Source organism: Azonexus hydrophilus (assembly GCF_038368255.1).
GTDB classification, from domain to species: Bacteria; Pseudomonadota; Gammaproteobacteria; order Burkholderiales; family Rhodocyclaceae; genus Azonexus; species Azonexus hydrophilus.
Genome location: NZ_CP151406.1, coordinates 2,535,760 through 2,549,062, shown reverse-complemented (window position 1 = coordinate 2,549,062; position 13,303 = coordinate 2,535,760). Strand labels below are relative to the sequence as shown.

The following is a 13,303-nucleotide window of genomic DNA, read 5'->3' as shown; positions in this document are numbered from 1 at the left end:
ATGTCATTGCCCTACGAGTTGCTGATCGGCTTGCGCTACACGCGTGCCAAGCGGCGCAACCATTTCATCTCCTTCATTTCGCTGATCTCGATGGCCGGCATCGGCCTCGGTGTTGCCGCACTGATCGTGGTGCTGTCGGTCATGAACGGTTTCCAGAAGGAATTGCGCACGCGCATCCTCGGCGTCGCCTCGCATATCCAGATCACCGCGATCGACGGCGCGCTGCGCGACTGGGCGTCGATTTCGGCCCAGGCCAAAAAGCATCCGGAAGTCCGCGAAACGGCGCCCTTCGTGCAATCGCAGGGCATGTTCTCGGTCGATGGCGAGGTCAAGGGCGTCCTCGTGCGCGGCATCCTGCCCGACCTGGAAGACGGCGTTGCCGACTTCCGCCAGACGATCCGGAGCGGCAGCCTGGATGCGCTCAAGCCGGGCGAGTTCGGGGTCGTCCTCGGCGCCGATCTGGCGCGTTCGCTGCGCGTATTTACCGGCGACAAGCTGACGCTGATCGCGCCGCAGGGCACGGTGACGCCGGCCGGCGTGGTGCCACGGGTGCGCTCGTTCACCGTGGTCGGCATCTTCGAGGTCGGCATGTACGAGTACGACTCGGGACTGGCGCTGATCCACCTGCAGGATGCGCAGCGCCTGTACCAGATGGGTGACGCGGTCACTGGCGTGCGCCTGAAGGTCGACGACCTGTTCAAGGCGCCGCGCATCGCCCGCGAACTGGTCGCCTACATCAACGCCGATGCCTGGTTGCACGACTGGACCAAGAGCCATGCCAATTTCTTCCGCGCGGTGCAGATCGAGAAGACGATGATGTTCATCATCCTCTCGCTGATCGTCGCGGTTGCCGCCTTCAATCTGGTGTCCACGCTGGTCATGGCGGTTACCGACAAGCAGGCCGACATCGCCATCCTGCGCACCCTCGGCGCCCGGCCGCGTTCGATCATGGCGGTGTTCATGATCCAGGGCGCGCTGGTCGGCTTCATCGGACTGGGACTCGGCGTGGCCGGCGGTGTCGCGCTGGCGCTCAACATCGACGTGGTGGTGCCGGCAATCGAACGTGTGCTGGGCATCCAGTTCCTGGCCAAGGACGTCTATTACATTTCCGACCTGCCGTCCGAATTGCTGTGGAGCGATGTCTGGGGTGTGACCGGCATCGCCTTCGTGCTGTCGCTGCTGGCGACGCTGTATCCGAGTTGGCGGGCGGCGCGGGTCAATCCGGCGGAGGCGCTGCGCTATGAGTGATTTGATCCTGCAGGCCCGGAGTCTGGGCAAAGTATTTCGTGGCGGTGGCCTGGAGGTGGCCGTGCTCAACGGCATCGACCTCGATCTGGCGGCTGGCCAGACGCTGGCCATCGTCGGTGCTTCCGGTTCCGGCAAGAGCACCTTGCTGCATCTGCTGGGCGGCCTCGATGCGCCGAGCAGCGGTTCGGTGGCATTGATGGGGCGCGATTTCTCGGCGATGAACGAGGTCGACCGGGGCGACTGGCGCAACCGTCATCTTGGTTTTGTGTACCAGTTTCATCATTTGCTGCCCGAGTTCTCGGCGCTGGAAAACGTCGCCATGCCCCTGCTGATCCGGCGCGAACCGCGTCAGCAGGCGCTGGCCGCAGCGGCCGACATGCTCGGTGCCGTCGGTCTCGGTCATCGCCTGGAACATCGGCCCGGCGAACTGTCGGGCGGCGAGCGCCAACGCGCCGCCATCGCCCGGGCGCTGGTCAGCCGGCCATCTTGCATCCTGGCCGATGAACCAACCGGCAACCTCGACAGTCACACTGCTGGCGCCGTCTTCGACCTGCTGGTGGCGCAGGTAAAGCTTCAAGGGGGAAGTCTGGTCATGGTCACGCATGACCGTCGTCTGGCAGAACGTACCGATAGAACAATCGAATTGGACGATGGCAAATTAGTCGTTTCTTGATGTATCCGATAGAATCCGGACGCTTTTGATGATTTTATGGCCGGATCGTGGCCTTGGAGGTTGAATATGCGCACCTTGTTCGCACCCGCAGTTGCCCTGATGAATCGCATGCGTTTCCGGGCCAAGTTCGTTTTTCTCGGTAGCGCCCTGGTCGTCGTGCTGCTGGTCCTGCTGTACACGTTGTTCATCAATCTGAGCAAGGATATCCGTACCGCCCAGCACGAACTCGACGGTTTGCAGATGCTCAAGCCGATGAACCGTGCGGTGCAGTTCATGCAGCAGCACCGGGGTCTGTCATCCGGGGTGCTCAACGGCAACGAGGCGATGAAGGAACGGCGCGCGGCAGCCGAACGTGAAGTCGAGAAGGCCATCGGCGAGACTGATGCCAGCCTGCTGCCGGTGCTGCGCGACAGCACCGCCTGGAAGGAAATCCGCGCCGACTGGGCGGAAATCAGCAAGCAGGGCCTGAGCTGGCAGGCGCCGGACAATTTCAAGCGCCACACCCAGATGGTGAACAAGGTCCTGGTCTTCATGGTCGATCTGGCCGATGAAACCGAGCTGACGCTGGACCCGCAGATCGATACCTACTATTTCATGGATACCGTTGTCGGCAAGATGCCGGCGATGCTGGAGCCGCTGGCGATCACGCGCGGGCGCGGTACCGGCGTGCTCAGCGCCCAGGAACTGACGCTGGATAACCGTCGCGAGATCGCCGCACTGATCGAGCGCATGAACGGCACCCTGCGCACGCAGAACTCCAATCTGGAGAAGGCAATGCGCTATTCGCCGGCTTTGCGCACGACGCTTGCCGAGCCGACGCAGGCGTTCACCAAGGCGGTTCAGGACATCGTCACTCTGGTCCAGCAGGACATCCTGAGCGAGCGTTTCGAAACCAAGCCGGCGGATTATTTCGCGCTGACCACGCAGGCCATCGACCTGGGTTACAAGATCATGTTCGAAACGCTGATGCCGCAGTTCGAGCAGCAACTTGAAGCGCGCAAGGCAGCAGCCGAGGGCGTGCTCCTGTTCCAGGCCGCGCTGGCGACGCTGGTGATGCTGGCGGTGGGCTACTTCGGTATCGGTGCCTATTACTCGGTGACCGATACGGTTCGGGTTTTCTCGGCGGGTGCCAAGCGCATGGCGGACGGTGACATGACCGTGCATTTTGCTTCCGAAGGGGCCGACGAGTTGCATGAGGCGGGTTCCGATCTGAACAACATGGCCGCCTCGATCCGCGAACTGCTCGCCCGCATCCAGGCCGACGTCGGCCAGCTGCGCGTGGCAGCCGGCGACCTGTCGACGTCCAGCCACCAGATTTCGGGTAGTGCCGGTTCGCAGAGCGATGCCGCATCGAGCATGGCGGCGTCGGTCGAGGAAATGACCGTCGGCGTCGATCACATTGCCAAGAACGCTCAGGATGCCGAGGCCTATTCGCGCGAATCGGACCGCATCGCGGGCGAGGGCAGCGATATCGTCGGCAAGGTCGTGATCGAGATCCAGGGCATTGCCGATACGGTCAATCATTCGGCGAGCACGGTCGAGGCGCTGGGTCGTCAGTCCGACGAGATTTCGGCGATTGTCGGCACGATCAAGGACATCGCCGACCAGACCAATCTGCTGGCGCTGAACGCCGCCATCGAAGCGGCGCGCGCCGGCGAGACCGGCCGCGGTTTCGCCGTGGTGGCCGACGAGGTACGCAAGCTGGCTGAGCGGACCGCCAAGTCCACGCAGGAAATCGCCGGCATGATTGCGGCCATCCAGTCGGGAACCGCAGTCGCCGTCGATAGCATGAAACGGGGTGTCGACCGGGTGGCAGTCGGCGTCGTCGAAGCACAGCGCGCCGGCGAAACCATCGGCGAAGTCCAGCAGCATGCCCGCCGGGTCATGGACGCCGTTTCCGAAATCACCGTGGCCTTGCGCGAGCAGGCGGCGGCGAGCACGGAAATTGCTCAGAATGTCGAGCGCATTGCCCAGATGGCCGAAGAGAACAACGCGGCGGCCGGCAGCAATGCACACACGGCGGACGGCCTGCGCCAGTTGGCCGAAACCCTGAATCAGGAAGTCGGACGCTTCCGTACCTGAATCTGACGGTTGCCGTGCCCACGCCCGCTTCGGCGGGCGTATGATTTCTCCCTCGAACAAAAACAGCATCAGGGAGATGACAAAATGATTTTCGATATCGAGAACGAGACCTTGCCGCGCGAGGATCTCGAGGCTTTACAGTTGCGTCGCCTGCGCAGCACCGTCGAGCGTTGTTATGCAACGGTCAAGTTCTATCGCGAGGCGATGGACGAACTGGAGGTCAAGCCGCATCACATCCAGTCGCTGGCCGATGCCCGTCTGCTGCCCTTCACCAAGAAGGAGCAGTTGCGCGACAACTATCCCTTCGGCATGTTCGCCGTGCCGACCGAGCAGGTCGTCCGGGTGCATGCTTCGTCCGGCACCACCGGCAAGCCGACCGTGGTCGGCTACACCCGTCGCGACATCGCCAACTGGGCGCAACTGGTCGCCCGCAGCCTGGCTTCCGCCGGCCTGCGCCCCGGTGACCGCCTGCACAATGCTTACGGTTACGGCCTGTTCACCGGCGGCCTCGGGCTGCATTACGGCGCCGAAGAACTGGGCGTGCTGACCGTGCCGATGTCCGGCGGCCAGACCCAGAAGCAGGTCATGCTGCTGTCGGATTTCCAGGCGACCGCGCTGTGCTGCACGCCGTCGTACTCCCTGAACATCGCCGAGGAAGCCGAGAGCATCGGCGTCGACATGCGCAAGCTGCCGCTGCGCGTCGGCATTTTCGGCGCCGAGCCGTGGACCGAGGAAATGCGCTACGAGATCGAGGCGCGCCTGGGTCTGGAAGCCATCGACATCTACGGCCTGTCCGAAGTCATGGGGCCGGGCGTCGGCGTCGAGTGCATCGAGGCCAAGAAGGGCCTGCACATCTGGGAAGACCATTTCCTGGTCGAATGCGTCGACGTCAATACCGGGCAACCGGTGGCGGACGGCGAGGAGGGCGAGATCGTGTTCACCTCGCTGACCAAGGAAGCTTTCCCCATCCTGCGCTACCGCACCCGCGACATTTCGGTGATCGACCGCTCACCGTGCAAGTGCGGCCGTACCCATGCGCGCATCCGCCGCATCTCCGGGCGTTCCGACGACATGCTGATCATCCGCGGGGTGAATGTCTTCCCGACTCAGGTCGAGGCGGTGCTGATGCGTACCGAAACGCTGTCGCCGTTCTACCAGATCGAGGTGTTCCGCGAGGGCTTCATGGATTCGATGGCGGTCAATGTCGAAGCCAGCCCGCCGCTGTTCGCCAAGGGGCAGGAAGCGATGGAGCGCATTGCCGCCAAGGTGCAGAAGGACATCAAGGACTTCATCGGCGTGTCGTGCCAGGTCAATGTCAAACCGACCGGCGCCATCGAGCGCTCGATGGGCAAGGCGGTGCGCGTCATCGACCATCGCAAGAAGTCAGGCTGAACGCCGGCGGCGCCGGTGCCAGTGGCGGACGAGGTAGAGCCGCCAGGCGCCGCGCGTCAGCAGGTAGCCGGCCAGCGCCAGGCCGTCGGCAAGTACGATCAGGCCGACGGCGAGTGGTCGGGCGACGGCCAGCATCCACGCCTGCATGGCCTGAGTCCACGCCGTAAAACTATCGAAATCGAAGGCCGGTGGCGCCAGGAAGCCGGCCGTATCGCCGATCAACAGCCGGCCGATCTGGTAGGCCAGCAGGTAGAGCGGAACGATGGTGAAGGGGTTGGTGTAGAGCGTCACGAACAGCGCCAGCGGCAGGTTGACGCGGAACAGGATGGCGCACAGCGCCGCGCCAGGCATCTGGAACGGCCCCGGGATCAGGCCGCAGAACAGGCCGACGGCCACGGCGCCGGCGGCCGAGCGGCGATTGAGATGCCATAGCCGGGGGTGCAGCAGCGAGTTCTCGAACGGGCGCAACCAGGGGTTGCGGCGTATCGTTTCGTGATCCGGCAGGAGATTCTTCAGGAAGCGGCGCATGGGCGGATTATCGCAAAATGCGCCGGTCGCCGTTTGTGACGGTTCGTGTCATGATATTGGCATGAATCTGGCCGTGATCTCCTTTGCGCTTGGTGTCCTGTTCCTGCAGACCCGTGCCGTACTGCCTTCCGGCGCATTGCTGCTGCTGCCGGCAGCGGCGCTGATGCTGCCGGCCTTGCGCTGGCGCGGGCCGGTGGTCCGTCTGGCGTTGCTGCTCGGCTGTTTCCTGATCGGCGTTGCCTGGGCTGGCTGGCGTGCCGAATGGCGACTGGCCGACGAACTGGGTAGCACCTGGGAAGGCCAGGATGTCGAAGTGGTCGGCGTGGTCAGCGGTCTGCCGCAGGACTTCGACCGGGGCGTGCGTTTCGAATTCGTCATCGAACAGCGCCTGACACCCGGCGCCGTCGTGCCGTCGCGGGTACAACTGGCCTGGTATCACGGCAAGCAGGCGGCACCGGCGGTGGCGCCGGGACAGCGCTGGCAGTTCACCGTTCGCCTGAAACGTCCGCATGGTGGCGCCAATCCGGGCGGTTTCGACTACGAAGCCTGGCTGCTCGAACGCGGCATCCGGGCGACCGGTTACGTCCGTCCCGGTGCGGCGACCAAGGTGGATGATTTCGTCTGGCGTCCGGCCACCGTCGTGCAAGCCTTGCGCGCCACCGTCCGGCAGAATTTCGCGCGCCTGCTGCCAGCCGAGCACTATCCCTGGCAGGGCATCCTGACGGCGCTGGCAGTGGGCGACCAGAAAGCCGTCGATAGCGATCTGTGGGTGGTTTTCAACCGTACCGGGACCATCCATCTGATGTCGATCAGCGGACTCCATGTCACCCTGGTGGCCGGGCTGGTCGGCGGTTTGGTCGGCTTCGGCTGGCGCCGCGTGCCGGCGCTGGCTCTGCGTTGTCCGGCGCAGCGCGCAGCCCTGGCCGGGGCAGTGCTGGCGGCTTTTGCCTATGCCTTGCTGGCCGGCTTCGGGGTGCCGGCGCAGCGCACCCTGTACATGCTGCTGGTCGCCGCGGCAGCGCTAGGGTCCGGGCGCGTCGTCGCGCCCAGCCGGATACTGGCGCTGGCCTTGCTGCTGGTGCTGATCGTCGATCCCTGGAGCCCCCTGGCACCGGGGTTCTGGTTGTCTTTTGGCGCGGTGGCGGCTTTGCTCTATATCGGCAGCGCCGTACTCGGCACCGGCGACGGTTGGCGCCAGCGCTTGCGCGGCTGGGGGGTGGTGCAATGGGCGGCGACAATGGCATCGCTGCCGGTACTGATGCTGGTGTTCCAGCAGTTTCCGCTGGTTTCGCCGCTGGCCAATGCCCTGGCGGTGCCGGTGATCAGCTTCATCGTCACGCCGCTGGCGCTGCTGGCGGCGCTTCTGCCCTGGGCGCCGTTGATGCTGCTGGCGCACGGGATACTCGACGCTTTGATGGCCTTTCTGTTCTGGTGTGCGGCCTGGCCGGTGTGGCAGGCGCCGGCGGCGCCGCCCTGGGTGGCGGTCGGTGCTGCTGCCGGCGTGGCGCTGTGCCTGCTGCCGCGCGCGGTGCCGGGCAAATGGCTGGGGCTGGTGCTGATGGTGCCGGCGGTGTTCTGGCCGGCACAACTGCCGCCGCCGGGCGAGGCGTGGATCGACGTGCTCGACGTCGGCCAGGGGCAGGCGGTGGTGATCCGGACCCAGGCGCACGCCATGGTCTACGATCCCGGGCCGCGCTACAACGCCGATGCCGATGCCGGCCAGCGGGTGCTCGTTCCCTATCTGCGCTGGCTGGGCGTGCGTCGCCTCGACAAAGTGCTGGTCACCCACGGTGACGCCGATCATGCCGGCGGGCTGGCTTCCCTGCTGGCGGCGGTGCCGGCGGAGCGCCTGTTGTCGTCGATGGCGGAACTGGAAGGCGATCTGTGCGCGGCCGGGCAGGGCTGGCGCTGGGACGGTGTCGATTTCCGCATCCTGCATCCGGCGCCGCAGGCCTACCTGCAGACGACCCGGCGCAATTCGCTGTCCTGCGTGCTGGCGGTGGATGCGGGCGGGCGCCGCATGTTGTTGACCGGCGATATCGAGGCGGTCGACGAGGTCGCCATGGTCGAGCGCGATGCCGCCGCGCTGCGCGCCGATCTGCTGCTGGTGCCGCATCACGGCGCCCGTGGTTCGTCTACGCCGGCTTTCGTGGCAGCGGTGGGGGCGGGCGAGGTGATCTATTCGGTCGGTTACCGCAACCGCTTCGGTCACCCGCGTGCCGACGTCGTCGACCGCTACGCGGCGACGCAGGCACGGCAATGGCGTACCGACCGCGACGGCGCGCTGCGCATCCGGATGGCGCCGGCCGGCATGACGATCGATGCGACGCGCCGGCAAGCTGCCCGCTACTGGCACGGTCGGTGATACATTTCAGTCAGGAGGAGCGCGATGACAGCAAAACAACAGACCGTCCAATGTCTCAGCCCATCGGGCCTGCACCGGATGTCGTATTACGAATGGGGCGCCCGCGATAATCCGCGGGTATTGGTCTGCGTGCATGGCCTGACCCGCAACGGGCGCGATTTCGATGCGCTGGCCGAAGCCCTGTCCGGCCATTACCGGGTGATCTGCCCGGATGTCGTCGGGCGCGGCCAGAGCGCGCATCTGCGCGATCCTTCGGCGTACGCCATTCCCCAGTACGTGGCCGACATGGTGACGCTGATTGCCCGGCTCAACGTCGATTCCGTGCATTGGCTCGGCACCTCGATGGGCGGCCTGATCGGCATGGCGCTGGCGGCGCAGGAAGGAACACCGGTGCGCAAGCTGGTGCTCAACGATGTCGGGCCGCTGGTCACTGTCGAATCGCTGCGCCGAATCGCCGCTTATGTTGGCAACGATCCGGACTGGGCGAGCATCGACGAGGCGGTGGCCTACGTCCGTCAAGTCAGCGCGCCGTTCGGTCCATTGACCGACGCCCAGTGGTACCACCTGACCGAAAGCAGCGTCGTGCAGCGGCCCGACGGGCGCTGGGCCTTCCGCTACGACCCGCGCATCGCCGAGCCATTCCGCGCCGCCTTTGCCGACAAGGACATCGAGCTGTGGCCGCTCTATCAGGCGATCAGTTGTCCGACGCTGGTCGTTCGCGGCGGTGAATCCGACCTGCTCACGCCCGATACCTGGCAGCGCATGGGCGAGTGCGGGCCGCGTGCCCAGCTGGCCGAAATTTCCGGGGTCGGCCACGCGCCGATGTTCCAGTCCGATGCGCAGATTGCCATCGTTCGCGATTTTCTCTTGAGTGCATGAAACATATCCTGGTTGCCGGACTGAATCTGGAATACCGCGACATCCCCGCCAGCGCCGTCGACCGGCCGACGCTGGTGATGTTGCACGAAGGCCTGGGCTGCGTCGCCATGTGGCGCGACTTTCCCGACAAGCTGGCGGCGACGACCGGCTGCCGCGTGCTCGTCTATTCGCGGCCGGGCTACGGCAGTTCGGACCCGCATCCGCAGCCGCGCCAGCCCGACTACATGCACCGCGAGGCGCGCGAGGTGTTGCCGGCTTTCCTGGCCGCCCTCGGCATCGTCCGGCCGGTGCTGGTCGGCCACAGCGACGGCGGCAGCATCGCCTTGATCCACGCCGGCAGTTTCCCGCAGGCGGTGGCCGGTCTGGTGGTGATGGCGCCGCACGAGTTCGTCGAGGAAGAAACCCTGGCCGGCATCCGTACCGCGCGCAAGTTCTGGAGCAGCAGCGACTGGCCGCAGCGGCTGGCGCGCTATCACCGCGATGCGCAGCGTGTCTTCCACGACTGGAATGATTGCTGGCTATGGCCCGAATTCCGGGACTGGAACATTGAGGATTACCTGCCGGCGATCCGCTGTCCGGTACTGGCCATCCAGGGCGAGGACGATGAATACGCGACGCTGCGCCAGATCGAGGTGATTGCCGAAAAAGTGCCGGGCACGCAACTGCTGTGCCTCGCCAATTGCGGCCACTCGCCGCAGCGCGACCAGGAAGCGGCCGTGCTGGCGGCGATTGCCGGATTCGTCGGCTAGATTTCCTTGATCCGCTCGCGATAGCGGGCGGCGTTGTCGACGTAGTGCTCGGCCGATTTGAGCAGCTTGGCCGCATCTTCCTCGGACAGTTCGCGCACCACCTTGCCCGGCGAGCCGACGATCAGGCAGCGGTCGGGGAAGACCTTGCCTTCCGGGATCAGCGTATTGGCGCCGACGATGCAGCCCTTGCCGATCACCGCGCGGTTGAGGATCACCGAGCCGATGCCGATCAGGCTGCCGTCGCCGACGGTGCAACCGTGCAGCATGACCAGATGGCCGACGGTGACGTTGTCGCCGATGTGCATCGGCACGCCTTCGTCGGTATGCAGCACCGAGCCGTCCTGGATGTTGGTGTTGGCGCCGATGTGGATCGGGTCGTTGTCGCCGCGCAGCGTGGCATTCCACCACACCGAGGCATTGGCGCCCAGGCGCACGTCGCCGATCACGGTGGCGTTCGGGGCAACCCAGGCGTTGTCGCCGAGTTGCGGAATCTTGTCGTCGAGTTGATAGAGGGGCATGTTGTCTCCTTGAGAAGGTGTCAGTCGGCTGACAGTGGCTTGCAATGATAGCAATTCTGTCTATGCCTATTGTCATATTCCATGTGATTCTTGATATGGATAGAATCACCCCCTGAGTTCAGGCGCAAGGGGGGCGCGTGGAAACCCAAGAATTTGATCGCCAGCTATTACCCTGGCTGCTCGGCAGCCTGTGTACACTGTTCCGGCAGCCGTTTGATGCGGCGCTGCTCGAACAGGCCTTCCCACCGCCTCACAGTATTGAAACGCTGCATACCGCCGCCCGTTCGCTCGGGTTCAGGACTGGAAGCACCGCCCATCCCGCCGATTGGCGTCATTTGCCGCTACCGGTAATCGCCTTTCTCAAGGATGATGACGCTGAAATTCCGCTACTGATCCTGAAAACCGACGGCAGCAAGCTGCTTTACTTCCGCTGTGGCAGCCAGACACCGGAAACATTGGCGGTCGAGGAAGCGCCAGCGCGTCTGGCCGGGGAACTGATCTTGGTTGCCAGGGAGACCCCGGGCAGCGGCAAGGAAGATGCCGTACCCGGCTTCGAGTCCGACAAGCCGCGCTTCGGTTTCCGCTGGTTCATCCCGGAATTGCTCAAACACAAGACCATCTGGCGCGACGTGCTGCTGGCCAGTCTGGCGATGCAACTGGTCGGTCTGGTCACGCCATTATTCACTCAGGTGATCATCGACAAGGTCATCGCCCATCAGAGCGAAAGCACGCTGCTGGTACTTGGTATCGCGCTGGTGATGTTCATGCTGTTCAACAGTGGCATGACCTGGCTGCGTCAGTATTTGGTCCTACACACCGGCAACCGGATCGACGCCGTTCTCGGCAGCCAGGTTTTCCGGCACCTGTTGCGGCTACCGCTACCGTTCTTCGAGCAGCGGCCAACCGGCACGCTGGTTGCTCGCCTGCAGGGCGTGGAAACACTGCGCGAATTCGTTTCCGGCGCTGCAATCACGCTGGTGCTCGACATGCCCTTCCTGTTCATCTTCCTGGCAGTGATGTTCGCTTATAGCTGGCAATTGTCGCTGATTGCTGTCGGGCTGCTTGCAGCCATTGCCATCATCAGTTTCCTGGTCACCCCGGTGTTGCGTGAGAAGATCAACCGGCAGTTCATGCTCGGTGCCCGCAACCAGGCTTTCCTGACTGAATACGTTTCCGGCATGGCGACAGTAAAGTCGCTGCAGATGGAGGCAGATATCGACCGCAAGTACGGCGACTACCTCGCCCAGTACCTGGCTGCCGGTTTTTCCACCCGGCAAGTCGGCAACACCTACAACGTCGTCAGCAACGGGCTGGAACAGGTCATGACCTTGTCGATCCTGATCGTCGGCGCCCTCATCGTCATGCAGAACGAAGGCTTTACGGTCGGCATGCTGGTCGCCTTCCAGATGTTCGCCAGCCGCCTGAGTCAGCCGATGCTCCGTCTGGTCGGCCTGTGGCAGGAATTCCAGCAGGCCAGTATCGCCATCAAGCGTCTGGGCGACATCCTCGACATGCCACAAGAGCCGCACACGCTGATCCCGACCCGGGAAAGCGCCGGTCCGGGACGCATCGACATACATCATCTGGCCTTTCGCTATTCCGGGCACCACCCCTGGCTCTATCGAAACCTCGGCATGGCGATGAAGCCGGGGCACCTGACGGTGCTGATGGGGCCGAGCGGTTGCGGCAAGAGCACGCTGGCCAAGCTGCTGCTCGGCTTCCACCAGCCCGACGAAGGGCGTATTGAACTCGACGGCAAGGACATCCGCCACCTCGCCGCCAACGAGCTACGCAACACCTTCGGCGTCGTCCCGCAGGAAACCGTGCTGTTCGCCGGCACGCTCTACGACAACCTGATCATGGCTCATCCCCACGCCGCTTTCGACGACGTCATCCAGGCCTGCAAGGCGGCCGAAATCCACGAAGTCATCGAGCAACTGCCGAACGGCTACCAGACCGAAATCGGCGAACGCGGCACCGGACTATCGGGCGGCCAAAGGCAGCGCATCGCCATTGCGCGGGCCTTGTTGAAACGGCCGAAGATACTGATTTTCGACGAGGCAGTATCGAACCTCGATCAGCAGACAGCGGAGCATTTCGCCCGGACGATCAACAAATTGAAGGGGCAGGTGACGATGCTGTTCATCACGCACCAGATTCCCAAGGGCTTGGTGGTAGACGAGGTGGTTGAATTGAGCGGGAATACGACGCGGCAAATGGAGGTGGTTGAAGATGAGAAATGATGACAGGGACCAGTTTTCACGAACAGAGTTGGATGGGAAAAATGCAAAGAAGAAAATTTCAACTAGTTCAAAAATGGTGATTTTTGTGATTGGTGTTTTTTTTGTTGCATATTTTATTCAATTTGTTTGGTTTGCAATGGATAGCAAAGGGCAATACCAAGACGATTATGCATGGGAGGTGCTTGCGCATGAAACGCTGAGTCGGCAATACCAAGGGGTTCCAGAAATGAGGGTGACCTATGGGAAGCCGACCCATCGCTTCTGTGATTTCTGGAGTTTTGAAGCGATTTGGGGAAATTGTTTAACCGTAAAAATAGGCCTGGATGTTCGAGATTATCGTCCTGAATACAAGTCTACCGTCGAACGGGAAGTCGCCCGGTTGATCGGCCAACTAAGTAAACCTTGCAAATTGCTTTCGACCTTGGCGCTAGAACATGAATCTGATTTGGCAAAAATAATCGGTTGCAATAGCAGAAGAAAATTTTTCAAGCTTCATATCTGGGTCAATGAAGTCACTGTTGGTGGCGAACGGGGGCCAGTAGATCGTCCAAATCGATGGTCCATAAATACAGCGAAACACCTTTATACGACCGATTTTTTTGAAGGAGCATTCTAATGCCGTACTT

At 63.2% G+C, this 13,303-nt stretch carries 11 protein-coding genes; 9 read left to right on the top strand and 2 right to left on the bottom strand.

Annotation, left to right across the window (positions count from 1 at the left end):
- Positions 1-6 precede the first annotated feature (6 nt).
- The 4 genes from AADV58_RS12245 to AADV58_RS12230 all read left to right on the top strand — a co-directional run bounded on the left by AADV58_RS12245 (position 7) and on the right by AADV58_RS12230 (position 5,395).
- Positions 7-1,248 carry a lipoprotein-releasing ABC transporter permease subunit gene (locus tag AADV58_RS12245; protein ID WP_245580552.1) on the top strand — a complete coding sequence of 414 codons (1,242 nt, stop codon included), beginning with the start codon at positions 7-9 and terminating at the stop codon, positions 1,246-1,248.
- Positions 1,241-1,921: a lipoprotein-releasing ABC transporter ATP-binding protein LolD gene (gene lolD / locus AADV58_RS12240; RefSeq protein WP_341743323.1), complete on the top strand. Its 681-nt coding sequence runs from the start codon at positions 1,241-1,243 to the stop codon at positions 1,919-1,921. The genes AADV58_RS12245 and lolD overlap by 8 nt, the downstream gene beginning before the upstream one ends.
- Before the next feature lie 66 nt (positions 1,922-1,987).
- Positions 1,988-4,003 (top strand): methyl-accepting chemotaxis protein, encoded by a 2,016-nt coding sequence (locus AADV58_RS12235; protein ID WP_341743322.1) that lies wholly within the window; start codon positions 1,988-1,990, stop codon positions 4,001-4,003.
- Between the two features lie 84 nt (positions 4,004-4,087).
- The gene (locus AADV58_RS12230) at positions 4,088-5,395 is read left to right on the top strand and encodes a phenylacetate--CoA ligase family protein (protein ID WP_281981464.1); all 1,308 of its coding nucleotides are present in this window, start codon (positions 4,088-4,090) and stop codon (positions 5,393-5,395) included.
- On the opposite strand, the gene AADV58_RS12225 is transcribed toward AADV58_RS12230, so the two are convergent.
- A complete protein-coding gene (locus AADV58_RS12225) occupies positions 5,387-5,923 on the bottom strand; it encodes a DUF2062 domain-containing protein (RefSeq protein WP_281981462.1) in 537 nt (178 codons plus the stop codon). The genes AADV58_RS12230 and AADV58_RS12225 overlap by 9 nt on opposite strands.
- A gap of 61 nt (positions 5,924-5,984) precedes the next feature.
- Here AADV58_RS12225 and AADV58_RS12220 point away from each other — a divergent pair, with 61 nt between their 5' ends.
- From AADV58_RS12220 to AADV58_RS12210, 3 genes are read left to right on the top strand one after another with little or no spacing between them, the layout of a single operon-like run.
- Entirely contained in the window at positions 5,985-8,288 is a 2,304-nt protein-coding gene (locus AADV58_RS12220; protein ID WP_341743321.1) for a DNA internalization-related competence protein ComEC/Rec2, read from the top strand.
- A 24-nt stretch (positions 8,289-8,312) separates the two neighbouring features.
- Positions 8,313-9,167: an alpha/beta fold hydrolase gene (locus AADV58_RS12215; protein WP_028995431.1), complete on the top strand. Its 855-nt coding sequence runs from the start codon at positions 8,313-8,315 to the stop codon at positions 9,165-9,167.
- Complete coding sequence (locus AADV58_RS12210) at positions 9,164-9,916, top strand: alpha/beta fold hydrolase (protein WP_028995432.1); 753 nt, start codon at positions 9,164-9,166, stop codon at positions 9,914-9,916. The genes AADV58_RS12215 and AADV58_RS12210 overlap by 4 nt, the downstream gene beginning before the upstream one ends.
- On the opposite strand, the gene AADV58_RS12205 is transcribed toward AADV58_RS12210, so the two are convergent.
- Positions 9,913-10,434, bottom strand: a complete 522-nt coding sequence (locus AADV58_RS12205) for a gamma carbonic anhydrase family protein (RefSeq protein WP_028995433.1) — start codon at positions 10,432-10,434, stop codon at positions 9,913-9,915. The genes AADV58_RS12210 and AADV58_RS12205 overlap by 4 nt on opposite strands.
- 137 nt (positions 10,435-10,571) lie before the next feature.
- Between AADV58_RS12205 and AADV58_RS12200 the strand changes: the two genes are divergently transcribed.
- Positions 10,572-12,677 (top strand): peptidase domain-containing ABC transporter, encoded by a 2,106-nt coding sequence (locus tag AADV58_RS12200; protein WP_341743320.1) that lies wholly within the window; start codon positions 10,572-10,574, stop codon positions 12,675-12,677.
- A complete protein-coding gene (locus tag AADV58_RS12195; protein WP_157272512.1) occupies positions 12,667-13,293 on the top strand; it encodes a hypothetical protein in 627 nt (208 codons plus the stop codon). Before AADV58_RS12200 ends, AADV58_RS12195 begins: the two co-directional genes overlap by 11 nt.
- Positions 13,294-13,303 lie beyond the last annotated feature (10 nt).

Excerpts from the sequence above, each read along its gene's own strand:
- AADV58_RS12215 (WP_028995431.1), top strand. The coding sequence starts at position 8,313 with ATGACAGCAAAACAACAGACCGTCCAATGTCTCAGCCCATCGGGCCTG.
- AADV58_RS12195 (WP_157272512.1), top strand. The coding sequence starts at position 12,667 with ATGAGAAATGATGACAGGGACCAGTTTTCACGAACAGAGTTGGATGGG.
- AADV58_RS12230 (WP_281981464.1), top strand. The coding sequence starts at position 4,088 with ATGATTTTCGATATCGAGAACGAGACCTTGCCGCGCGAGGATCTCGAG.
- AADV58_RS12235 (WP_341743322.1), top strand. The coding sequence starts at position 1,988 with ATGCGCACCTTGTTCGCACCCGCAGTTGCCCTGATGAATCGCATGCGT.
- AADV58_RS12210 (WP_028995432.1), top strand. The coding sequence starts at position 9,164 with ATGAAACATATCCTGGTTGCCGGACTGAATCTGGAATACCGCGACATC.
- AADV58_RS12220 (WP_341743321.1), top strand. The coding sequence starts at position 5,985 with ATGAATCTGGCCGTGATCTCCTTTGCGCTTGGTGTCCTGTTCCTGCAG.
- AADV58_RS12205 (WP_028995433.1), bottom strand. The coding sequence starts at position 10,434 with ATGCCCCTCTATCAACTCGACGACAAGATTCCGCAACTCGGCGACAAC.
- AADV58_RS12225 (WP_281981462.1), bottom strand. The coding sequence starts at position 5,923 with ATGCGCCGCTTCCTGAAGAATCTCCTGCCGGATCACGAAACGATACGC.
- lolD (WP_341743323.1), top strand. The coding sequence starts at position 1,241 with ATGAGTGATTTGATCCTGCAGGCCCGGAGTCTGGGCAAAGTATTTCGT.